Annotated in this window: 20 protein-coding genes and 1 riboswitch; of the genes, 10 read left to right on the plus strand and 10 right to left on the minus strand. The window is 70.0% G+C overall.

The window, feature by feature from the left end; genetic code table 11:
• Positions 1-8: 8 nt before the first annotated feature.
• Positions 9-123: riboswitch (SAM riboswitch) on the minus strand.
• A 96-nt stretch (positions 124-219) separates the two neighbouring features.
• From Ate02nite_RS13675 to Ate02nite_RS13690, 4 genes are all read right to left on the minus strand, one after another.
• Positions 220-657 (minus strand): CBS domain-containing protein, encoded by a 438-nt coding sequence (locus Ate02nite_RS13675; protein WP_203805235.1) that lies wholly within the window; start codon positions 655-657, stop codon positions 220-222.
• Positions 658-796: 139 nt separating this feature from the next.
• Positions 797-1,762, minus strand: a complete 966-nt coding sequence (locus tag Ate02nite_RS13680; RefSeq protein ID WP_239147381.1) for a helix-turn-helix domain-containing protein — start codon at positions 1,760-1,762, stop codon at positions 797-799.
• 9 nt (positions 1,763-1,771) lie between these two features.
• Positions 1,772-2,740, minus strand: a complete 969-nt coding sequence (locus Ate02nite_RS13685; protein WP_203805237.1) for an alpha/beta hydrolase — start codon at positions 2,738-2,740, stop codon at positions 1,772-1,774.
• 87 nt (positions 2,741-2,827) lie between these two features.
• Entirely contained in the window at positions 2,828-3,418 is a 591-nt protein-coding gene (locus Ate02nite_RS13690; protein ID WP_239147382.1) for a TetR/AcrR family transcriptional regulator, read from the minus strand.
• 113 nt (positions 3,419-3,531) lie between these two features.
• On the opposite strand from Ate02nite_RS13690, the gene Ate02nite_RS13695 reads away from it, so the two are divergent.
• The 5 genes from Ate02nite_RS13695 (at position 3,532) to Ate02nite_RS13715 (ending at position 8,994) form a co-directional block, all read left to right on the plus strand.
• Positions 3,532-5,703 (plus strand): glycoside hydrolase family 3 C-terminal domain-containing protein, encoded by a 2,172-nt coding sequence (locus Ate02nite_RS13695; protein WP_203805241.1) that lies wholly within the window; start codon positions 3,532-3,534, stop codon positions 5,701-5,703.
• Positions 5,704-5,846: 143 nt separating this feature from the next.
• Positions 5,847-6,839 (plus strand): NAD(P)H-dependent flavin oxidoreductase, encoded by a 993-nt coding sequence (locus Ate02nite_RS13700; protein ID WP_203805243.1) that lies wholly within the window; start codon positions 5,847-5,849, stop codon positions 6,837-6,839.
• A 297-nt stretch (positions 6,840-7,136) separates the two neighbouring features.
• Entirely contained in the window at positions 7,137-7,625 is a 489-nt protein-coding gene (locus tag Ate02nite_RS13705; RefSeq protein ID WP_203805245.1) for a hypothetical protein, read from the plus strand.
• Positions 7,626-7,627: 2 nt separating this feature from the next.
• Positions 7,628-8,692: a hypothetical protein gene (locus Ate02nite_RS13710; RefSeq protein WP_203805247.1), complete on the plus strand. Its 1,065-nt coding sequence runs from the start codon at positions 7,628-7,630 to the stop codon at positions 8,690-8,692.
• Between the two features lie 101 nt (positions 8,693-8,793).
• The gene (locus Ate02nite_RS13715) at positions 8,794-8,994 is read left to right on the plus strand and encodes a DUF397 domain-containing protein (RefSeq protein WP_203805249.1); all 201 of its coding nucleotides are present in this window, start codon (positions 8,794-8,796) and stop codon (positions 8,992-8,994) included.
• Here the strand turns inward: Ate02nite_RS13715 and Ate02nite_RS13720 are convergent.
• Positions 8,943-9,647, minus strand: a complete 705-nt coding sequence (locus tag Ate02nite_RS13720; RefSeq protein ID WP_203805251.1) for a DUF6082 family protein — start codon at positions 9,645-9,647, stop codon at positions 8,943-8,945. The two genes, Ate02nite_RS13715 and Ate02nite_RS13720, sit on opposite strands and share 52 nt — an antisense overlap.
• Positions 9,648-9,780: 133 nt before the next feature.
• Here Ate02nite_RS13720 and lexA point away from each other — a divergent pair, with 133 nt between their 5' ends.
• A complete protein-coding gene (lexA, locus tag Ate02nite_RS13725) occupies positions 9,781-10,422 on the plus strand; it encodes a transcriptional repressor LexA (protein ID WP_239147383.1) in 642 nt (213 codons plus the stop codon).
• On the opposite strand, the gene Ate02nite_RS13730 is transcribed toward lexA, so the two are convergent.
• On the minus strand, positions 10,419-11,315 hold the full coding sequence (locus tag Ate02nite_RS13730) for an AEC family transporter (RefSeq protein ID WP_203805255.1): 897 nt from the start codon (positions 11,313-11,315) through the stop codon (positions 10,419-10,421). The genes lexA and Ate02nite_RS13730 overlap by 4 nt on opposite strands.
• A gap of 41 nt (positions 11,316-11,356) precedes the next feature.
• Here Ate02nite_RS13730 and Ate02nite_RS13735 point away from each other — a divergent pair, with 41 nt between their 5' ends.
• On the plus strand, positions 11,357-11,932 hold the full coding sequence (locus tag Ate02nite_RS13735; protein ID WP_203805257.1) for a dienelactone hydrolase family protein: 576 nt from the start codon (positions 11,357-11,359) through the stop codon (positions 11,930-11,932).
• Here Ate02nite_RS13735 and Ate02nite_RS13740 read toward each other — a convergent pair.
• Complete coding sequence (locus Ate02nite_RS13740; RefSeq protein WP_203805259.1) at positions 11,896-12,441, minus strand: GNAT family N-acetyltransferase; 546 nt, start codon at positions 12,439-12,441, stop codon at positions 11,896-11,898. The two genes, Ate02nite_RS13735 and Ate02nite_RS13740, sit on opposite strands and share 37 nt — an antisense overlap.
• 105 nt (positions 12,442-12,546) lie before the next feature.
• Between Ate02nite_RS13740 and Ate02nite_RS13745 the strand changes: the two genes are divergently transcribed.
• The gene (locus Ate02nite_RS13745) at positions 12,547-13,245 is read left to right on the plus strand and encodes a hypothetical protein (protein WP_203805261.1); all 699 of its coding nucleotides are present in this window, start codon (positions 12,547-12,549) and stop codon (positions 13,243-13,245) included.
• Positions 13,245-13,418 (plus strand): hypothetical protein, encoded by a 174-nt coding sequence (locus Ate02nite_RS13750; protein WP_203805263.1) that lies wholly within the window; start codon positions 13,245-13,247, stop codon positions 13,416-13,418. Before Ate02nite_RS13745 ends, Ate02nite_RS13750 begins: the two co-directional genes overlap by 1 nt.
• 9 nt (positions 13,419-13,427) lie before the next feature.
• On the opposite strand, the gene Ate02nite_RS13755 is transcribed toward Ate02nite_RS13750, so the two are convergent.
• The 3 genes from Ate02nite_RS13755 to Ate02nite_RS13765 form a co-directional block, all read right to left on the minus strand.
• Positions 13,428-14,222 carry a hypothetical protein gene (locus Ate02nite_RS13755; protein ID WP_203805265.1) on the minus strand — a complete coding sequence of 265 codons (795 nt, stop codon included), beginning with the start codon at positions 14,220-14,222 and terminating at the stop codon, positions 13,428-13,430.
• A gap of 91 nt (positions 14,223-14,313) precedes the next feature.
• Entirely contained in the window at positions 14,314-18,219 is a 3,906-nt protein-coding gene (locus Ate02nite_RS49420; protein ID WP_203805267.1) for a CARDB domain-containing protein, read from the minus strand.
• A gap of 152 nt (positions 18,220-18,371) precedes the next feature.
• Entirely contained in the window at positions 18,372-19,418 is a 1,047-nt protein-coding gene (locus Ate02nite_RS13765) for a LacI family DNA-binding transcriptional regulator (RefSeq protein WP_239147384.1), read from the minus strand.
• 111 nt (positions 19,419-19,529) lie between these two features.
• On the opposite strand from Ate02nite_RS13765, the gene Ate02nite_RS13770 reads away from it, so the two are divergent.
• Positions 19,530-20,768, plus strand: coding sequence for a sugar ABC transporter substrate-binding protein (locus Ate02nite_RS13770; protein ID WP_203805269.1), 1,239 nt, complete (start codon positions 19,530-19,532; stop codon positions 20,766-20,768).
• Positions 20,769-20,776 lie beyond the last annotated feature (8 nt).

Raw genomic sequence — 20,776 nt, forward strand, 5'->3', positions numbered from 1 at the left:
CCAGGGAGGGTCCGCGCTTGCCGACGTCGATCGACGTCAGCCCGGTCCTCACCCGGGGCACCCCATCGCGAACGCAAGGGTTGCCGGTCAGCAAGCCGGGGCTACGCGCTGACACTCATGACCTGCCGAACACGCTAGCAGGCCGCCGGCCCGCAAAGCGATGGGATCCACGCCACGCCGGCCCGGCGGCTGCGGACAGCCGCCGGGCCGGACGGACGGTCAGACGCGTTCGCCGGTGATGTAACCGGTCAGGCTGGTGCGTTCGGCTTCCAGTTCGTCGATGCGGTTCTTCACCACGTCGCCGATGCTCACCACGCCGCGCAGGGCGCCGTTTTCCACCACGGGGACGTGCCGGAAGCGGTTGTCGGTCATCAGGCGCTCGACCTCTTCGACGGCGGCCTCGGGGGCCACCGACCGCACCTGGGTGGTGTGGATGTTGCTCACCGGCTGGGTCAGGATGGCGGCGCCGCGAGCGGCCAGGGCGCGCACCACATCGCGTTCGCTGACGATGCCCTCGACGCGGGTGCCGTCGGAGGAGACGATCACCGCGCCGATCTTGTGTTCGGCCAGGAGGGTCAGAAGCTCGGTTACGTCTGCGCCGGGTCGTACCGTGACGACCTGGTCGCCCTTGACGCGGAGAATGTCGCTGATACGCATCGTTGCTCCCCATCTCGTGCCGGTCCGCGGTAGCCGCTGGCGGGCCGTCCGGAGACGGAAGCGCCCCGCCACGTTGCGGGCATATGCCTAGATGCAGTCAAACACGCTTTGATGTCAAGGGTGTCAACATGAGGAGGCACTAACGGGGGTGGCGGCGGAGCCTGCGCAGGGTGAGTGCGACCTGCAGCCGCAACCGCCCGGCCGGCGTGGTGATCGACCAGCCCAGGAGGTGCGCGGCCTGAGCGATCCGGTCCTGCAGGGTGGAGTGGTGCAGGCGTAACGCGGTGGCGGCGGCCCGCAGGCTGGCCGCGTCGGCGTAGGCGTGCAGGGTGGCCAACGCCCACGGCGCGGCCGTGGTCGCGTGTTCCAGGCGGTGCAGGTCGGGCACGTCGGCGTCGGCCGGCAGGTCGGCGAGCAGCGCGAGCGCCCCGAGATCGTCGTACCGCACGACCGTCGGCCCGGGATCCTCGGGCGTGCCGTCGGCGGCGAAGCGCAACGCCACCCGGGCCGCCGCATAGGAGGCCGGCAGGTCGATCGCGGGCCCGATGCCGGCCCGGGCGAACGACGGAACCACCCCGGGCGGGAGAAGGGCCGGTCCACCCGGCAGTGCTACCGCGCGAACTCCGGGGACGGCGAGATTGAGCTGGTGGACGGCCTGGTCGCGTACATCCGAAGGAGCCGAGGCATCGACGACCAGCTCGACCAGCGCGGGGTCGGCGGCCGGCGCCCGGCCGCGAGTGCGGTCCAGGACCGCGCGGGCCGCCCCAGCGGCCCGCTCCAAAATCATCGCCTCGACCGGCCCGGGTTCACCGGCGCGCTCGAGAGCCAGCAGCGCCGAGCCGTCCGGAACCACCGCCAAGCACATCCAGCCGGGGTCGCCGGATGAGGAAAGCGGGGCGGCGGCACCGGAAGCGTCGACCCGCACGTGCACCCGGCGGGCGTGGTCGTCGAGGCGGGCCGGACAACCGGCCAGGACAGCGGCGCCGCGGACGATCGCCTGCAGGCCGGCCCGGGTCTCGGTCAGGCTGTCGAAGTAGGCGATCACCCGCAGTGCGGCACCGGCGTCCGCGTCGAGCGCCGCCAACCGCACCGCGAGGTCCCGCACGTCTCGAACCTAGCCGTTGAACAGGCGGTTCAGCCAGCGCACCCGGGCATCCTGGGCGTCCCGGCTGAGCGCGGCGGCCGGCGCCATCATGTCGAAGCCGTGGAAGCCGCCGGGCCATACGTGCAGCTCGGCCCGGCCGCCGGCCTGCCAGATCCGGGTGGCGTAGGCGACGTCCTCGTCGCGGAACGTCTCGGCCGAGCCGACGTCGATGAACGCGGGCGGCAGGCCGGACAGGTCGTCAGCCCGGGCCGGGGCGGCGTAGGGCGAGACCTCCGGGCCGCCGCGGCGGTCGCCGAGCAGCGCCGACCAGCCCATGAGATTGGCCTGCCGGTCCCACACCCCGAGCCCGTCCATCTGTACCGCCGACGGGGTGTCATTGCGGTCGTCCAGCATCGGGCACATCAGCATCTGCCCGAGCAGGGCCGGGCCGCCCTCGTCCCGGGCGCGCAGGGCCAGGGCGGCCGCGAGCCCGCCGCCGGCGCTGCCCCCGGCGACGATCAGCCGGTCCGGGTCGAAGCCGAGCTCGTCGGCGTGCGCGGCGGTCCAGAGCAGGCCCGCCCAGCAGTCGTCGATCGGGCCGGGATGCGGCGTCTCGGGTGCGAGCCGGTACTCGACCGACACGATGACCAGGCCGAACTGTTCGGCCCACGGCAGCAGGGCCTCGACCCCGATACGCCGGTCGCCGAGCACCATGCCGCCGCCATGCGTGTGGTAGATGCACCCGAGCGTGCCGGCGGCCGCGGTCGGCGTGCAGATCAGCAGCGTGATGTCGGGGTCGCCGCCGAGGCCGGGCACGACGCGCTCGGCGACGGTGAACGCGCCGTCGCGGCGCAGCTGCACGTCGGTGGGCCCGGCCACCGCACCGCCGCCACGGGCCTCGGCCAGGCTGTCGAGGGTGAACGGCGGCAGCATCTCCTGGATCACGCCGAGGGCGGCGGCGAGTTCCGGGTCGAAGGGCGGGGGCAGGGTTGTCGTCACGGCGGGCCTCCTGGTGGACGGGGATGTGACCGCTGTCACCCAGGATGCGGCGCCGGGGCCTGCCCTTCGAGCGCCATCCGGCGGAATCTACCCGCCGGTTGGCGGGTCGAGGTCCCGGAAGATCATTTCGGCGGCCGCCTCCCACTGCGCGACCAGGTCGATCTCGGCCGGGTTGCGCAGCCAGTGCACCTGGAGCCCGTCCATCATCGCGGCGATCCGCACGGCCACCCCGTCCGGATCCGGGGTGAGGTCCTTGAGCAGCCGGGCGAACCCCTCCAGGGTCTTCTGCTGGCGGGCCGCGAAGTAGTCGTGCGCGGGGTGTCCGGGGGTCAGCGACTCGGCCTGGAGCACGGCGAAAAGTCGTACGATCTCGGGCTGGTTTGCATTGCGGCGCACCAGCGCCGCGCAGATCTCCCGGGCCGAGGAGGCGTCGCCGATCGCCTCGTCCAGCGAGCGCACGTCGGCCTCGTCGCGGTGATCGAGAACCGCCAGCAGCAGGCCGTCCTTGGAACCGACGTGGTGCAGCAGGCCGGGCACGGTGAGCCCGCAGCCGTCCGCCACGTCCTGCATCGACAGGCCCCAGAAACCGCGCTCGGCGATCAGCCGGGTGGTGACGTCGATGATCTGCCGGCGGCGCTCGGCGGCGGGCAGCCGGGGACGTTCGCGGCGCAGTGTCACGCGCAAAGCTCCTTCACAGCCGGTGACCTCTTGTGAGGATCACTGTGTCGAGCATATGTTGCTAAGTAGTTAATACCTAGTAGGTACTCAGTAGTCCTCCTGAGGAGCCACCCATGGAACTCAAAGACCAGGCCGCCATCACGAGTGGCTCCGCCTTCTGGTCCACCACGGCCGCCGGCGGCGTCCCGGCGATCACGCTGACCGACGGCCCGCACGGCGTACGCCTGCAGGTGGCCGGCGCCGACGACATCCTGGCCGGCCAGCCCGCCACCTGCTTCCCGCCGGCCGTGGCGTCCGGCTCGACCTGGGACCCCGAGCTGCTGCAGCGGATGGGCGAGGCGCTCGCCGACGAGTGCCGGTCGATGGGCGTGCACGTGCTGCTCGGGCCGGGCATCAACCTCAAGCGCACCCCGCTCGGCGGCCGCAACTTCGAGTACTTCAGCGAGGACCCGCTGGTGGCCGGGGTGCTCGCCACCGCCTGGGTGCGCGGCCTGCAGAGCCGGGGCGTGGGCGCGTCGCTCAAGCACTTCGCGGTCAACAGCCAGGAGACCGACCGGATGCGGGTCAGCGCCGACATCGACGAGCGCACGCTGCGCGAGCTCTACCTGCGGGCCTTCCAGCGGGTGGTGACCGAGGCGCAGCCGTGGACCGTCATGTGTGCCTACAACAAGATCAATGGGGTGTACGCGAGCCAGAACCACTTCCTGCTCACCGAGGTGCTGCGGGACGAGTGGGGCTTCGAGGGCCTGGTGATGTCGGACTGGGGCGCGGTGGTCGACCGGGTCGAGGCGATCCGTGCCGGCCTGGACCTGACCATGCCCGGCCCGGACGACGGCGGCGACCAGGCCCTGATCGAAGCGGTCAGCGACGGCCGGCTGCCGGCCGACACGTTGGCGACGTCGGCCGCGCGGGTCCAAACGCTGGTTTCCCGTGCAGAAGCGACAAGTCCCGCGACTTACGACACTGACGCCCACCACGCGCTCGCCCGCGAGATCGCCGGCCGCGGCATCGTCCTGCTCAAGAACGACGGCGCCATCCTCCCGCTGAACCCCACCCAGACCATCGCGGTCATCGGCGAATCCGCCCGCACCCCCCGCTACCAGGGCGGCGGCAGCTCCCAGATCACCCCGACCCGCCTCGACAACGCCCTCGCGGCACTGGAAGAAGCCGCCCCCGGCCAGATCCGCTTCACCGCCGACCCGAAAGAGGCCGAGAAGCTGGCCCGCGAAGCCGACGTGGCGATCGTGTTCGCCGCCACCGACTTCGAGACCGAGGGATCCGACCGCGAGTCGCTGGATCTTCCGGCCGCCGAGATCGCCCTGATCGAGAAGGTGGCGGTCGCCAACCCGCGGACCGTCGTCGTCCTGGCCAACGGCGCCGTCGTCCGCACCACCCCGTGGGACAGCAAGGTCAAGGGCCTGCTCGAGGGCTGGCTGCTCGGCCAGGCCGGCGGCAGCGCGATCGCCGACGTCCTGCTCGGCACGGTCAACCCGTCCGGCCGGCTGGCCGAGACGATCCCGCTCAAGCTCGCCGACCACCCGTCCTACCTGGACTTCCCCGGCGAGGCCGGGCACGTCCGCTACGGCGAGGGCATCCACGTCGGTTACCGCGGCTTCGACGCCCGCGAGCAGGAGGTCGCGTACCCGTTCGGCTTCGGCCTGTCCTACACGACGTTCACCTACGGCCAGGCGCACGCGATCGCCACGGACAACGGCATCGACATCACTCTCGACGTCACCAACACCGGCGACCGCGACGGCCGCGAGGTCGTCCAGGCGTACCTCAGCCTCCCCGGCTCCCGCGTCCGCCGCGCCCCGCGCGAGCTGAAGGCCTTCGCCAACGTCGAGATCCCGGCCGGCCAGACGGTGCCGGTCAAGCTGCACATCGACCGCCCCGATCTCGCCTACTGGGAGATCCGTCTCAACCGCTGGATCATCGAACCTGGCGAGTACGCCATCGCGGTCGGCTCCTCCTCCCGCCACCTGCACACCCGGGTCACCGTCTCGCTGGAGGGCGACGGCGCCGACGCGCGCATCCCGCTCGCCACCGACTCGACCATCGGCGAGTGGCTCTCCGACCCGCGCGGTGCCGAGGTGCTCGGCGAGGTGTTCGCCAAGATGGCCACCGAGGGCAGTGGTGGCATGGCCGCCGCGATGACCGCCGACCCCGAGATGATGCAGATGGCGATGAGCTTCCCGCTCGACCGGATGGCGATGTTCCCCGGCAGTCCGTTCACCCCGGAAACCCTGCGCGGGCTGGCCGACGACGCCAACAACGCCTCTTAGAAAAGTACGCCCGCCGAACAGTCCCGTGGCACTCAGTTTTCCCTGGCTGCCACGCCAGGCCGTCCGCCCGCTACGGCCGGGTGGGCGGCCGGACTGTCCGCCGCGCGACAGGATCGCGGCGCGCTTTCCGACATGGTCGGAGGATGGAACTCAGAACAAGGTTCACCGAGGCGTACGGCCTGAGCACACCCATCGCCCAGGCCGGCATGGCCTTCGTAGGAATGACCCCCGACCTGGCCGTGGCCGTCGGCAACGCGGGCGGCATGGGTTCACTGGGCGTCGGGCTGATGCCCCCACCGGCGATGCTGCAGGTCATCGCGGCGATCCGGGCCGGCACCCCGGCGCCCTTCCACGTCAACTTCATCACCGTCTTCAGCGAGCAGCCCCAGATCGACGCGGTCTGCGAGGCTGGGGTGCCGGCCGTCTCGTTCCACTGGGGTCACCCGAAGCGCGCCTGGATCGACCAGCTGCACGCGGCCGGCATCCGCGTCTTCGAACAGATCGGCGACGTGGACGCCGCGAAACGAGCGGCCGACGACGGCGTAGACGTGGTGGTGGCGCAGGGCTCCGAGGCCGGCGGCCACAACTTCGCCACGCTGCCCACGTTCGCGCTGATCCCGCTGGTGGTCGACGCGGTCGCGCCGGCCCTGGTGCTGGCGGCGGGCGGCATCGCGGACGGCCGGGGCCTGGCCGCCGCCCTGATGCTGGGCGCCGACGGCGCCTGGATCGGCACCCGTCTGGTGGCCACCGACGAGTCCCTGGCCCACGAGGGCTACAAGTCCCGCCTGGTCGAGGCCGCCGCCGGCGACACGGTGGTGACGTCCCTGTTCGGACCGGAGACCCCGGATTTCAACCCGATGCGGGTGCTCCGCAACCGGGTGATCGACGAGAAGCCGCTGTTCACCGCCGAACGCCCGATCATCGGCCACACCGTCCTGGGCGGACAGCCCATCGACGTACCCCGCTTCTCGAATCTGGTCCCGATGCGCGACGTAACCACCGGCGACCTGGACGAGATGCCCCTGCTGGCCGGCCAGGGCGTAGGCCTGATCGACGCGGTGAAGAGCGCCGGCTCGGTGATAGCCGACCTGACCGCCCAGGCCCGCGACTCCCTGAACCGCTACGGCGCCGCGTAACGAAGAGGTGGATCGCTCGTTTCATCGTGGTGGACCCGAATTCGGTCCTAGACTGCGAGGGTGGCCGATCGGTCACACTTGACCGGTTATCAGACTGTATGTTAGCGTTCCGCTGAAATCATGAGCCTTGGTTAGCTATCCTTCGCGCCGGCTCGTGGGGGATCCACCCGATCCCCGTGGCGACGATCCTGTCAGGGTCCTCGCCAAGCCTATTTAGACTCTTTCTGATTAATGGCTGCCCGATACGGGCGGCCATTTTTTTGTTTCGGGGGCCGTCATGTTGTGCGAGTTAGAACCTTGACCGAGCGAACCAGAGAGCCCGAGGAAGAAAATGACCCGGATAACATCCGGCGATCGGCGCGCCGGGTGATGGCCAAACTCGCGCCGTTCAGCTGCACCAATATCGAATATCGGGTCGACAAGGCGATCGAGGACGCCAAGGTCTCCTATCGGATCGTGGATCGGAAAAAGGATTTCAACAGCGTTTTCAAGAATGCCCGCAAGCAGGCTGTGCAGGCGTGGCTGGACGCATACCGGGACCCGATCGACAACAAGCTGGACCTCGAGGATCTGCAACGGGGGCACCGGAAGAGGTTCCCGCCCGTGACCCACGACGCCTTGCTGAAACTCGATCCGGTGGATCAGTGGGTGTATCTGTTGCGGACGCTCCGGGAATTCAACCGCTTTGAGACGATGAAGATAACCGGATTGAAGATGTGGAAGGTCGATCGGGTTCTGGTCCGCGCCGAACGGCGAATCAACGGCGAAGACGGCCCGAAGGAGTAGTCTTGTTACGTTTCCAGAGGCATTTCCGGCCGGCCGTCCCGGATCGGCCGCACGAAGATTTCTATACCCTGCGAAGGACGGCGGCGTCACAGGTCCACCAGATCGCGCGCGATCTGCTGGCCGAGGGTGAACGGAGCCTGGGCCCCGATTGCCTGCGTCTCGCCGCCAGCCGCGAGGATCCCGGGGCCGAGGTCGATCTGCTGATCTGGCGGACCTCGAAGGGGCGCCGCATCTTCGGGCAGCCGGCCCTGGCCAAGCTGGCCTGGGCCGACCGTTGGCGGGCCCGGCTGCGATCACCCCTGCTGTGGCTGCCGAGCTGGCCGAAGCTGGGCCTGCTGGGCCTGACGGCCGCAACGGCGATCTCGGCCGGCGCCTTCCAGGGCGGGGTGACCTGGGCGGCGCAGGAGACCAACGGCCGGCAGACCAGGGTGCTGTCGCAGGCCGAGGTTCGGTTCCCGGCGGTGGTGAGCAGGACCGTGCATCCGCCGGCCCCGGCCGGGAACGCCGAGCCCGAGCTGCAGCTGGAGCTGCCCGCGCCGCCCGCGGAGGACTACCTGGTCGCGCTGCAGTCCGCCGTCGGCGACCAGGCGTGCAGCTGGCGGATCGTGCGGACGGCGCCGGACGGGCCGTCGAGCGACATCCGGTTCCATCTGAGGCCGGGCGAACTGCAGCAGGTCAAGGTGCGGGCGGGCGACTGGTCGCGGCTGTTGGTCTTCTCCGACATGCCGAGCCGATGCCCGGTGCTCGGCGGAATGTTCGTGTCGGGGCGTGTCCTGGTCGTGCCCGCGTCCGAGGCCGTCCCGACGACGCCGGCTCCGTCGCCCATGCTCACGCTCACCCAACTGGAGGCGAGGGAGCCGGCCCAGGCCGCGTTGACTCCCCCGGCGCCGGAACCGATCCCGGCGACGGCCGCACCACCTGATCGCACCGAGGCGGCGAGACAGACGCCGGCCTCGAGCGCCGGCCCGACCACCGATCCGCAGACCAGCACATCCACCAGCACATCGATCAGCACGGAACCAACCAGCGCCGGTACGGCGCAGCCGGAACCGACTCCGTCGTCCTGACCGGCTGAGCACCCGCTACCCCAACTTTCCGGGGGCGGTGCAGGGAACACCACGTTCCCGGCACCGCCCCTTTTTCTGTTTCCAGAAAGAGGCGCACGCCGATGTCCGACCCCAACGAAGACACACCGCGCTGGCGGAAGAGCAGCCGGTGCCCGGTGAACGAGCACTGCGTCGAGGTCGCCGAGGCCGGCGACCGGGTGCTGATGCGCAACTCCACCCATCCGGTGGACGAACTCAGCTTCGGCCTCGATCAGTGGCGCGAGTTCCTGCGGGCGGTGCGGTCCGGGAACCTGCCGGAATGACGGGACGGGCGGCGATGGCCACAGCACGCGACCGACTCGGGTGCCCGGAACGGCTCGGCCGGGCGAGCCGGCGGGCCGGCGGCCATCGCGGCCCGGAACTCCTCGTCCAGGATGCTCAGGAAGCGACGCTGGCGGCCGCGGGCACTCCGCAGCCGCCAGTCGCCGTGCAGAACCCAGTAGGCCCGCGAGATCTCGCTGGCGGCCATCGACCGGACATAGACCCGGAGCGCGTTGTCGCTGATATCGCGGCATTCCCAGGCGTAAAGCCAGTAATTAATGATCATGTTGGTGTAGATGAATAGCCGGTCGTCAATCTGCTCGGTCGCGACGCTCGCCCCCCAGCACTGGCCGTAGGCCGGCTCCTCCATTGCCGTATGCAGGACGTTGGTGTGCATCGACCGCACCATGAGCACGCGGTCCTGATGCAGCTGGCGGCGCTGCACGAAGATGGCGACGCACAACGCCAGCGCGGAGAGCAGGGCCGAGACCGGTCCGTAGGCCTGACCGATGTCACCCAGCCGGTTCCAGTCAAGACCGTCGCTGTCGATGAAGCGCAGAACCGCGGGCGAGACGAGAATCGCGACGGCCAGCAGCCCGACGGCCGCGAAGGAGAGCGCGGCCCGCAACGTGCCGCCGAGGAGATGGGAGGACATTCTTCGGTGCGTGATGGACGGCAGGGTCATGGGCTTCCCCTCGGTCGATACTCCGGTTACCTGGAGTGTCGGCGGCGCTGTCCAACCGGCGAGCCTCCCCCGGATGGGCGGTGTGAGCTGGAAGGATCTTGGGGTGCTACTGGATGAGGACTTCGACACGTCGGTGCTGACCGAGCGACAGCGGCAGATCCTCACCGTGATTCAGAAGTGGGCGCTGCGGTATGGATATTCGCCGTCCACTCGGGAGATCGCGGACGACGTCGGGCTGGCGTCCACCTCGGCGGTGGGGCGGCATCTGCGGGCGCTCGAGGAGCTCGGGTTCCTGCGGCGTGGGCGGGCCACCCGGCCGGTTGACGTGCGGATGTTCCTGCAACCCGTGGAGGAGTCGCGGGCCGACGTGAACACGATCGGGGTGCCGGTGCTCGGGGACATCGCGGCCGGCACACCGATACTCGCCGAGCAGAACTCCGACGAGGTGCTCTCGCTGCCGCGGGATCTGGTCGGGCGGGGCAACCTGTTCGGACTGCGGGTGCGGGGCGACTCGATGATCGACGCGGCCATCTGCGACGGGGACATCGTGGTGGTCAAGCAGCAGTCGGAGGCCTACAACGGCGAGATCGTAGCCGCGATGATCGACGACGAGGCGACCGTGAAGGTCTACCGGCGGCGCGGTGGGCACGTCGTGCTCGAACCCCGCAACAAGGCGTACGAGGACATCGACGGGGACCGGGCCGTGGTGCTCGGGAAGGTCGTCTCGGTACTGCGCCGCACCTAGAGCGTGAACAGCAGCGCGATCAGCAGCAGGACCGGGGCGCACGCGATGGTGGACAGGAAGATGGCGTCGCGGGCCAGGATCAGGCCGGTCTGGAAGCGCTGGCCGTACAGGAAGACGTTCTGGGCGGTGGGCAGCGCGGCGAGCACGGTCACCGCGTACATCTCCTGATGGGGTAGGCGCAGGAGGCAGGCCAGCAGGAAGGCCAGTGCCGGCATGCCGGCGGTTTTGATGGTGACCGCCACGATGGTGGTGGCGCGGTCGGGGCCGGGCGCGAGGATACGGCGGCCGTGCAGCGACATGCCGAACGCGATCAGCACCAGCGGCACGGTGGCCTGACCGATCACGGTCAGCGGGTCGGTGAGCACGGCCGGCAGCCGGACGTCGGTCGCGGCGACCACCGCGCCCAGCGCCACCGCGACGATCAGCGGGTTACGCAGCGACGACGTGACCGTCGAGCGGAACGAACCGGCCGCCAGCAGGGTCAGCGCGATCGGGGTGATGATCAGCAGCTGCACCATCACGATCGGCACGACCAGGGCGGCGTCGCGCAGCACGTAGGTGGCGACCGGGATGCCGATGTAGTTCGCGTTGACATAACCCGCGCACAGCGCGCCGATGATCTTCGTGCCTCGGTCGCGGCGGCGGAAGATCAGCGCGTACGCGAGGAAGACCAGCAACGCCGCCGCGGCCGACACCAGCAGCGGCTCGCTGAACAGGACGTGCAGGTCGGCGCCGGCCACCACGGTGAACAGCAGGCACGGGGCCAGCACCAGGTAGACCAGCCGGCCCAGCACGTCGTCGGTGCCCGCCGGCAGGCCCGCGAACCGGCCGACCAGCCAGCCGGCCAGTACGATCGCGCCGATGAGCGCGAACCCGGACAATGCGTGGAGCACTTAGTCTGAGACCTGTTCGAACGGCATCAGGGAGAGTCTAGATGGCTTCGGTAGTGCTGTTTCACCACATCCAGGGCCTGACCCCCGGCGTGCTCGAGCTGGCCGACCGGCTGCGGGCCGGCGGCCACGAGGTGCACACCCCCGATCTCTTCGACGGGGAGCTGCCCGCGTCGATCGAGGAGGGAGCGGCCCTGACCGGCCGGATCGGCGCGGCGGAACTCGACGCCCGCGCCGACGCCGCGGCCACCGCCGGGTCGGTCTTCGCCGGGATCTCGTACGGCGTGAAGGCGGCCCAGCGACTCGCCCAGACCCACCCCGGGGCGCGCGGCGCGCTGCTGTACGAGGCGTGCTTCCCGATCACCGGCGAGTGGGCGTTCGGCCCGTGGCCCACCGGGGTCGCGGTGCAGGTGCACGGGATGGAGCAAGACCCGTTCTTCGGCCTCGAGGGCGATCTCGAAGCCGCCCAGGAGCTGGCCTCCACGGTGCCGGGCGCGTCGCTGTTCGTCTATCCGGGCGACCGGCACCTGTTCACCGACAGCTCGCTGCCCTCTTACGACGCGCCGTCGGCCGACCTGGTCGTTCAGCGGTCGCTGGCCTTCCTCGACCGGCTGAACTGATCGGCCGGCACCTCGTAGACGATCTCCCGCCCGTCCTGTTCGTCCCACTGCTCCCCCACCTTCACGAACCCGTAGTGGGTGGCCAGTGAGTAGGACGCCACGTTGTCCGGCGCGATCGAGACCCGCACGGTCTTGACCCGCGGGTCGTCGGCGGCTCGTTCCAACAGCGCTTCGAGAGCCGCGCGGGCGTAACCCTGGCGGCGGTGGGCGGGCTCCACCGCGTACCCGATCTCGACCAGGCCGGCCCCGTCCGGGGGCGCGTGGAAGCCGGCCCGCCCGACCGATACTGCCTGCTCCTCGTCCCAGATGATCCCGGTGACCCACCCGGCGACCGCCGGGTCGGCGTCGCACTGGCGGGCGCGCATCGCCCACACCCCGCGGTTCTCCGGGCCGGCGAGAAAAGCCGATACGGGTACGGGGATGGCCGCGTTCGCGGCGTCGAGGTCGCCTCGGGCGAGCGCGTGGAAGGCCGGACCGGTCAGATGCACGATGCGAACGCGTGGGGTCACCCGGCAAACCTCTCAACTGTTCGGTCAATGTCGACGTTGGACGGAACCCCAATACTGTCCCGCCCGTCTATTCCACACTTTCATCTTCACTCGATCGGGGGCGCCATGGGAATTTCGAAGAAACTGTGGATAGCGCTGGCGGTGCCGGTGGCACTGCTGGCCGGCGGTTCCGCCGCGTACGCGGCAGTGACGGTAATTCACGGTCAGGGTGAGCTGGTCAGCCAGCCGCTGACCGGCGACATAGAGGTAATCGACGCACAACTGGAGCCGCTGCTCGTGCCGGGCGTTTCCAGCGATCTGGTGCTGACGGTCCGCAACCGCAGCGCCGCGAACGTGGTCGCCGACCGGGTCCGGCTGATCCAGCCGCTGCGCGACGCCAAACCGACCGGCTGCCTGACGGCGGTGTCCGGGCCGCTGCTGAGCCCGTTCGGGGTCACCCTGCTGGACGAGCGCCGGGTCGTGCTCGGCCCCGGCCGCACCGAGACCGTCGTGGTGCCGTCGGCGCTGACCCTGGCGGCCGGCGCGAAGAACGGGTGCGGTTTCCGGGTGCTCGTCGACATCCAGGCGGTGAAGGCTCCGCCGACAACGCCGACGACAACCCGGCCCACCACCAATACTCCTACTCCCCCCACCGACCCGCCCACCAGCGATCCGAGCAGCTGGCCGTCGGTCCCGGTGACTACCGTGCCATTCCCCGACCCGCCCACCGGCGAACCCAGCAGCTGGCCGCCGACCGTCCCGACCACGCCGCCGACCACGGCTCTGCCGCTGCCCGGCACCGAGCCGACGACCTTCGAATACTGATGATCGACGAGGTCGCCCGCCACTTCACACTGGGCCCGCTGACCGCGGCCCCGGTGCGAGTGGCGGGCGGCCTCTCCAACGAGCTGTGGCGGGCGCCCTGGCCCGGATGCGGGCCCTGGCCGCCAACCTGGACACACAGTCAGGACGCATCCGGCGAGGTCTCCGGCATTTGAGGCCTGGCCTCAGCTGAGGGTGGCGGCCTGCATGTCGATGTTTCCGCAGGTGGGGTGGAAGACCCTGGTGGCCGTCCAGGTGACTACCAGGTCGTTTCCGGTGGTGGCGCGGAAGCGGATCGTGAAGCGGCCGGTTCGGATCGCCTGCTGGTTTTCCAAGCCTGCCGTGGCTTGCTTGCCGGCCAGGCTCACCGTCATCTGGCCCTGGGCCATCCAGACGCCGGCGTAGAAGTGCAGCGTGCGGGTGCTGGGGGCGGCCGGGATGCGCAGGGTGAAGCGGCTGCCGGCGCCGCATGAGTAGACGCCGGTCGGGGTGCGGGTGGCGGCGGCGGTCGGGGTGCCGCCGGTCCAGCTGAACAGCTGCGGGTTGTTGTCGTAGCGGCCGCGCGTCGCGGTTCCCCGGTCGTCCTGGATCTCGCCGGTGCCACCGGACTTACGGTCCAGCGCCTCGGCGGTGTTGAGCCCCCAGTGCACCCAGTCGCGGGTGCCCTCGGCGGCCAGGTCGACCGTCGCGGGCACGTCGGCGACGGTCAGCGACAGGATCGGGGCGGCCGGTTTCGGGGCCGGGCTGGACGAGGCCGGCGATGTCGTGGCCGGGCTGTCGGCTACGACCGAGGTCGGCAGCGGGTCGGGTGGCAGCACGGTCACCGCCGGGCTGGGGGTGAACGGCTGCCACGGCGCCGCTGTCGACAGCACCGGCGCGACCTCGTCGTCCGGCTGACGAGCGATCGCGACAACCACGGTGGCGGTGAGCGCCAGGCCGGCGAAAGCGGCCGCGGCAACCAGGACGCGCTGCCCGTCCATCCGTCTCAAGGGTGGATCCTCCGCATCACGCTTCGACGCGGAAAGGATACGGGGCGGCGATCTCCATGGGATCGCCGCCCCTCGATGTTTGTTATGGGCAGTTGACTACGTTTTCACCGGTGGTGCAGGTGTCCGTACCGGGACCGCCGTCGATCCGGTCGAAGCCGGCGCCGCCGGCCAGGGTGTCGTTGCCGAGTCCTCCGTAGAGGGTGTCGTTGCCGATGTCGCCCTGGATGGTGTCGTTGCCGGAGCCGCCGTAGACGACGTCGTCGCCGGCGAAGGCGTTGACGCTGTCGTCGCCGCCGAGCAGGCAGATGACGTCGTTACCGGTGGTGCCGGCCAGGACGTCGTTGCCCGGCGTGCCGATCTTCGTGCAACCGAGTGCGTTGTTGACCGTCGTGGTCTCGACGACCGTGTTGTTCGCCGGCACCAGGTCGGGCAGCGAGCCGGTGACCTTGGCGGTGGCCGTGATCGTGCCGAGGGCCTGCGGCTCGACGACCAGGGTGATCGTCGCGGTGGCATTCTTGGCCAGGTTCCCCTGGACGCAGGTGGCCGTGGACCCGGCGATCGTGCAGGTGCCCAGGCTGCTGGTCGCGGTCAGGATGAGCGCGGCGCTGCCGGTCAGGGTGACCGTCGTGGTCACTGCGGTGGCCATGTCGGGGCCGCGGTTGGTGACCGTGCTGGTCGACTGGAACGTGTTGGCCAGAGCGACCGGGTCCGGGCTGTCGGTGGTGACCACGGCCAGGTCGGCCGACAGCGGCGCGCTGATCGTGGTCGACGCCACGCTCTTGTTGTTCGCCGGCACCGGGTCGGTCTGGGCGGCCTCGACCGTCGCGGTCGCGGAGATCGTCCCGGCGGCATCCGCCTTGACGACGACCGTGATCGTGGTCGAGGCGCCGCTGGCGAGCGAGCCGACCGGGCAGGTCAGCGTCGACCCGTTGACGGTGCACGAACCGGCACCCTCAATCGTGTGGGCGGCACCGGCCAGCACGATGGTGGCCTTGACGTCGGTGGCGGCGTTCGGGCCGTTGTTCTTCACGGCCGCCCGGTAGAAGTACGGGGTGCCGGCCGGGACCGGGTCGGCCGAATCGGTGGTGGTCACCGACAGGTCCGCGTACTGCACCGCGGCAATCGTGGTGCTTGCGGTGGCCTTGTTGTTGGCCGGTGCCGGGTCGGCCTGAGCCGCTTCGACCGTGGTGGTCGCGGAGATCGTCCCGACCGCCAGCGGCTTCACGGTGACCGTGATCGTCGTCGAAGCGCCACTGGCAAGCGCGCCGATCGTGCAGGTCACCGTGGAGCCGGTGATCGGGCAGGAACCGGCACTCTGAATCTGGTGGTTCGCACCGGTCAGCACGACGGTCGCCTTGACGGCGGTCGCAGCGCTCGGGCCATCGTTCTTGACCACCGCGGTATAGGTGTACGGCGTGCCGACCTGCACCGGGTCGGCCGAGCCGGTGGAGGTCACGGAAAGGTCGGCCGACGGCACCGCGGTGATCGTGGTGCTCTCCGTGCTCGTGTTGTTCGCCGGCGTCGGATCAGCCTGGGTGGCCTCGGCCTTGGCGGCGGCGTTGATCGTTCCGGCGGCCTCCGGCTTCACCGTGACGATCACCTCGGTCGACGCGTCGTTGGCGAGCGCGCCGATCGTGCAGGTCACCGTGGACGCGTTGATCGCGCAGTCATCGCCGCCGACGGTGGCGCTCTGGATGGTGTGGGCGGCGCCGGTCAGGACGACGGTCGCCTTGACGCCGGTGGCGTCGTCCGGGCCGTTGTTCTTGACGACCGCCTTGTACGTGTACGGCGTGCCCACCTCGACCGGGTCGGCCGAGCCGGTGGTGGTCACCGAGAGGTTCGCCGACAGCGGCCGGGCGTTCACGGTCGTGGTCTCGGTGGCGGTGCTGTTGGCCGGGGTCGGGTCGGGCTGCTCGCCGGTGGCGGTCGCCTTGGCGGACAGCGTGCCCGGCGCCTGCGACTTGACCGTGACGGTGACGTTGGCGGTGGCGCCGGCCGCGATCGAGCTGATCGTGCAGGTGATCGTCGAGCCGTCGAGGAAGCAGGGACCGGTGCCGCCCGAGCCGCTGAGGATCGCGCTGTCGGCGCCGGACATGGCGACGGCGACCTTCACTCCGGTGGCGACGACCGGGCCGTTGTTCTTGACCGCGGCGGTGTAGACGACGTTGCTGCCGACCTCGACCGGGTCAGGGGTGTCGCTGGTCGTCACGACCAGGTCGGCGGCCGGTGCCGGGGTGATCGTGGCGGTGGCGGCGCTGGTGTTGTTCGCCGGTGTCTTGTCGAGCTGGGTCGCCTCGACGGTGGAGGTGGCGGTGACCGATCCGGCCGCGTCCGACTTCGCCGTGACCGTGATGTTTCCGGCGGTGACGGTGGTGAAGGTCCCGAGGTTGCAGGTGACCGTGGAGTTCGCGAAGCTGCAGCTACCGCGGTTGCTGCTGACCTCCTGGATGGCGTGGGCGCCGCCGGACAGGACGACGGTGGCCTTGACGTTGGTGGCGTTGTCCGGGCCGGTGTTCTTGACGGCGATGCCGAAGGAGTATGCGGTGCCGGCCTGAACCGAGCCGACCGGGCCGGTGGTGGTCACCTCGACGTCCGAGGTCGGGGGCCGGGGCGTGATGCTCGTGGTGTCGGTGCGAACGTCGTTGGCCTCCACCGAGTCGACCACATCGGAGTCGACCGTGGCAGTCGCGGTGAGGATGCCGGCGCTCGTCGGGGTCGCCTTCACCTCGACCGTGGCCGTGCCGCCGTTGGCGAGCGTGTCGAGGGTGCAGGTGGCCGTTCGCCCGCTGACCGTGCAGGTGCCGTTGTCGCTGGTGGCGCCCTGGAGGGTGGCGATGGACGACAGCGCGACGGTGAGCTTGGCACCGGCGGCGTCCGGGCCGCGGTTGGTGACGACCGCCTGGTAGGTCATCGGGGTGTCGGCCTCGACGCTGTTCGTCGGGCCGCCGGGGTTGCCGTTGTCGCTGATGGTGACGCCCATGTCGGCCAGGGACGTGGTGACGGTGCCGATCGCCACGTAAAGCGACCGCTCGCCGGCGCCGAGCGCGACATTTTGGAAGGTGCCGTTCTCGGTGTCGAGGACGTGGGCGCCGTTGCCGGACGAGGCGAAGTAGACGTGCTTGCCGTCGGCCATCATCGCCGAGTCCCAGAAGGGAACGCTGGGGATGGTGCTCGTGGATTTATCGGCGGTGACGATCTCCGTCGTCCCGTTCACGCTGTGCCCGACGTAGAGGCGGGAGCCGTCCGGAGTGATCGACAGCGTCTGCGGCCCCTCGTTGACAACGATGCTGTCGGCGACCGTCAGATCGGCCGTGTTGATCACGTGTACCCGGATGTCGCCCAGACCGGTGACGTAGGCGCGGGAGCCATTGGGTGAGAAGGCGATGGTTCCGGGGGTGCCGACGGTAAGGCTCCGGACCGTGTCCCCGTCCGGGTCGATCACCTTCAACGTGCCGGTGGAGCGGCTGGGGAGGTACACGTTGCCGTCCGGCCCGGTCCACGCTCCGTCCGCACCGGTTCCGATGTTGATCGTCTTGACGACCGTGTCGTTCGTGGTGTCGATCACCGAGACGGAGTTGCCGTTCAGGTTGGGTACGTAGAGCTTCCGGCCGGAGTCGGCGAAGGCGGGCCGGCGCGGGTTGGCGCCGACCGCGATCGACTTGACGACCTTGTCGGTGGTCAGGTCGACCTTCGACACCGAGTTCGAGCCGCCGAGCGGGACGTAGGCGGTCTTCCCGTCGGGGGCGATCGCGATTCCGGTCGCCGCCGAACTGAGCGGGATCCGGTCGACCACCGAGTTGTCGGCGGTGTTGATCACGGTCAACTTCGGATTCCCGAGGCCGGAATCCGTCGTGGCGAAGTAGGCCAGCGTGCGGGTGACCGCCGCGGCGGCGGGGGTAGCCGGCAGGACGACCGTGATCATGCCGCCTAGCAGCGCCAGGACCACGGTCAGCGGCAATCGCCGCTGCGAGGTGGATCTGTATGACATGGGAATCTCCAAGACGTATTAGACAATACGTCCGGAATTAAACCATGTTGTCCGTTTTGTCGGACTCGGATTGACCGCCGGGCCGCAGCGGGCGGACGGCCCGGTGTGGCAACCAGCGGAAACTGCTCGGCGGGACTTTTCGTAGGGCGTACTCAGAAAGGGTTTACCGCTGTTGATGCTCTGGGGATCAGGCGGCCGGGTAGTGCGCGGCGGCCGTGCTCGGGATTGCCGTTTATGGCGGCCAGCAGGAGTTCGGCAGCGGTGCGGCCAATGCCCTCCAGGTCCATGTCGATGCTGGTCAGGGCAGGGCGGCTGCCGTCGACCATGACGTCCCAGTTGTCGAAGCCGACCAGCGCCACGTCGCGTGGGACGACGCGGCCGGCCTCCTGCAACGCCTCGGCCAGGCCCCGGGCGATCTGGTCGCTGCCGCAGAAGACCGCGTCGACCTCGGCGCCGGTCGACAGCAGGATGCCGGCCGCCTGGCGGCCCCAGGCCTCGCTCCACTCGCCGAACAGGACGTTCGCGGCCGGTTCCAGGCCGGCCGCGCTCAGCGTGCGCAGCGCGGCGTCGGCGCGGACCGTGGCGGAATGGTGGTGTTCGGGGCCGGTGACGTGGGCGATGCGGCGGCGGCCGATGGCCAGCAGGTGTTCGACGGCGCGGCGGGCGCCGTCCTGCTCGTCGGGGACCACCGAGCAGTCGTCGGGGTCGGTCGAGCTGATGAAGGCGTAGACGACCGGGACCGGCAGGCCGACGCCGATCGGCGGGCGGGCCTGGGTGCGGCGGCCGGTGACGATGATGCCGTCGACCTGGCGGCCGAGCAGGGTGCGTAAGTAGTACTGCTCGCGGATCGGGTCGTCGCGGGCGTCGCACAGGAAGACGCTGACCTGGCCGGCGCCGAGGGCATCCTCGGCGCCGATCAGCAGCGGGATGCTGAACCGGCCGATGCTGTCGGTGGTGATCATGCCGACCGTGTAGGTGCGGCCGGCCTGCAGGCTGCGGGCGGCCGCGTTGGCCACGAAGCCCAGCTGTTCGGCGGCTTCCTGCACGCGGCGGCGGGTCTCCGGGCGCAGGGCGCCGCGCCCGTTCAGCGCCTTCGACGCGGTGCCCGGGGAAACTCCGGCGAGGGCCGCGACCTCGCTGATGGTGGCGGCCCGATCGATGGTTCCCAGTGTTTCCTCCCCGTTTCCCGGTTCAAGCAACCAGACCGTAACTTCCTCTTGACACGCCCGCAAGAGCCTCCTTAGCGTCAGGGCAATCGTTTTCCTTCCGTTGCCTTCAGTCCTCTCCTCGGAAGCCAAGGGGTACCGAATATGACCCTCCCCCGCCGAGGGCTGCGCGCCATCGCAGCCCTCTCGATCGCGGTTTGCCTCTCTGCCGCGTGCTCCAACGCCGACTCCTCCTCCCCTGAGGGAGCGAGCAGCGGCGGCACCTACAACATCTGGGATCCCTACCCGCAGTTCGATGACTCGTCCGACTGGGTCAAGCTGCTCACCAAGTGCGGCACCGACGCCGGTGTCACGGTCAAGCGCACCGGCTATGACACCACTGACCTGACCAACAAGGCGCTGCTGGCCGCGCAGCAGGGCAACTCGCCGGACGTGCTGATCGTCGACAACCCGGTGGTCTCCACCCTGGCCGAGGCCGGCGTGCTGAACACCACCGACGCCACCGCCGGTATCGAGCCGAACCTGCTCGCCGCCGGCCAGCAGGACGGCAAGACCTACGGCATCCCGATCGGCGCCAACACCCTCGCGCTCTACTACAACAAGAAGGTCCTCGACGCGGCCAAGGTCGACCCGGCCACCGTCAAGGACTGGGCCTCACTGACCGCCGCCCTGGAAAAGGTCAAGGCGGCCGGTAAGAAGGGCATCACCTTCTCGGCGATCGGCACCGAAGAGGGATCGTTCCAGTTCCTGCCCTGGTTCTGGGGATCGGGCGCCCAGTTGACCCAGCTCGACTCGGCACAGGGCGTGGCCGCCTTGACGCTGTGGACCGACTGGCTCAAGAACGGCCTCGCGCCCAACTCGGTGCTGAACAACACGCAGACCACCAGCTGGCAGGAGTTCGCCACCGGTGACTACGCGTTCAGCGAGAACGGCACCTGGCAGCTGGCCAACGCGAAGAAGGCCGGCTTCGAGTACGGCATCATCCCGATCCCGTCGCAGGCCGGCGGCACCGCGCCCGCACCGACCGGCGGCGAGTTCGTGACCACCCCGGTGCAGACCGACACCAAGCGGTACGACACCACGGCCAAGCTGGTCGCCTGCCTGTCCAGCGCCGACAACGCGCTCACCACCGACACCACCCTGTCCTACGTCGCGGCCACCGCCGCGGTGCAGGACAAGCAGGTGGCCGCCAACCCCGACCTGAAGGTCTGGGTCGAAGCGGTCAAGGCCGCCAAGGGGCGTACGTCGGACAACCTCGGCACCAAGTACCCGAAGATCTCCGAGCCGCTGTGGACCGCATTCCAGTCCGCTCTCTCGGGTGGCAAGTCGCCGGCCGATGCCCTGAAGGCGGCCCAGACGACGGCCGCCTCGGCAACCAAGTGACCTCTCTG

It is taken from the genome of Paractinoplanes tereljensis, from assembly GCF_016862435.1.
Lineage (GTDB): Bacteria > Actinomycetota > Actinomycetes > Mycobacteriales > Micromonosporaceae > Actinoplanes > Actinoplanes tereljensis.

Coding starts and splice junctions, on each gene's coding strand:
- Ate02nite_RS13675 (WP_203805235.1), bottom strand. CDS start 657: ATGCGTATCAGCGACATTCTCCGCGTCAAGGGCGACCAGGTCGTCACG.
- Ate02nite_RS13695 (WP_203805241.1), top strand. CDS start 3,532: ATGGAACTCAAAGACCAGGCCGCCATCACGAGTGGCTCCGCCTTCTGG.
- Ate02nite_RS13700 (WP_203805243.1), top strand. CDS start 5,847: ATGGAACTCAGAACAAGGTTCACCGAGGCGTACGGCCTGAGCACACCC.
- Ate02nite_RS13715 (WP_203805249.1), top strand. CDS start 8,794: ATGTCCGACCCCAACGAAGACACACCGCGCTGGCGGAAGAGCAGCCGG.
- Ate02nite_RS13720 (WP_203805251.1), bottom strand. CDS start 9,647: ATGTCCTCCCATCTCCTCGGCGGCACGTTGCGGGCCGCGCTCTCCTTC.
- Ate02nite_RS13735 (WP_203805257.1), top strand. CDS start 11,357: ATGGCTTCGGTAGTGCTGTTTCACCACATCCAGGGCCTGACCCCCGGC.
- Ate02nite_RS13745 (WP_203805261.1), top strand. CDS start 12,547: ATGGGAATTTCGAAGAAACTGTGGATAGCGCTGGCGGTGCCGGTGGCA.
- Ate02nite_RS13750 (WP_203805263.1), top strand. CDS start 13,245: ATGATCGACGAGGTCGCCCGCCACTTCACACTGGGCCCGCTGACCGCG.
- Ate02nite_RS13755 (WP_203805265.1), bottom strand. CDS start 14,222: ATGGACGGGCAGCGCGTCCTGGTTGCCGCGGCCGCTTTCGCCGGCCTG.
- Ate02nite_RS49420 (WP_203805267.1), bottom strand. CDS start 18,219: ATGTCATACAGATCCACCTCGCAGCGGCGATTGCCGCTGACCGTGGTC.
- Ate02nite_RS13770 (WP_203805269.1), top strand. CDS start 19,530: ATGACCCTCCCCCGCCGAGGGCTGCGCGCCATCGCAGCCCTCTCGATC.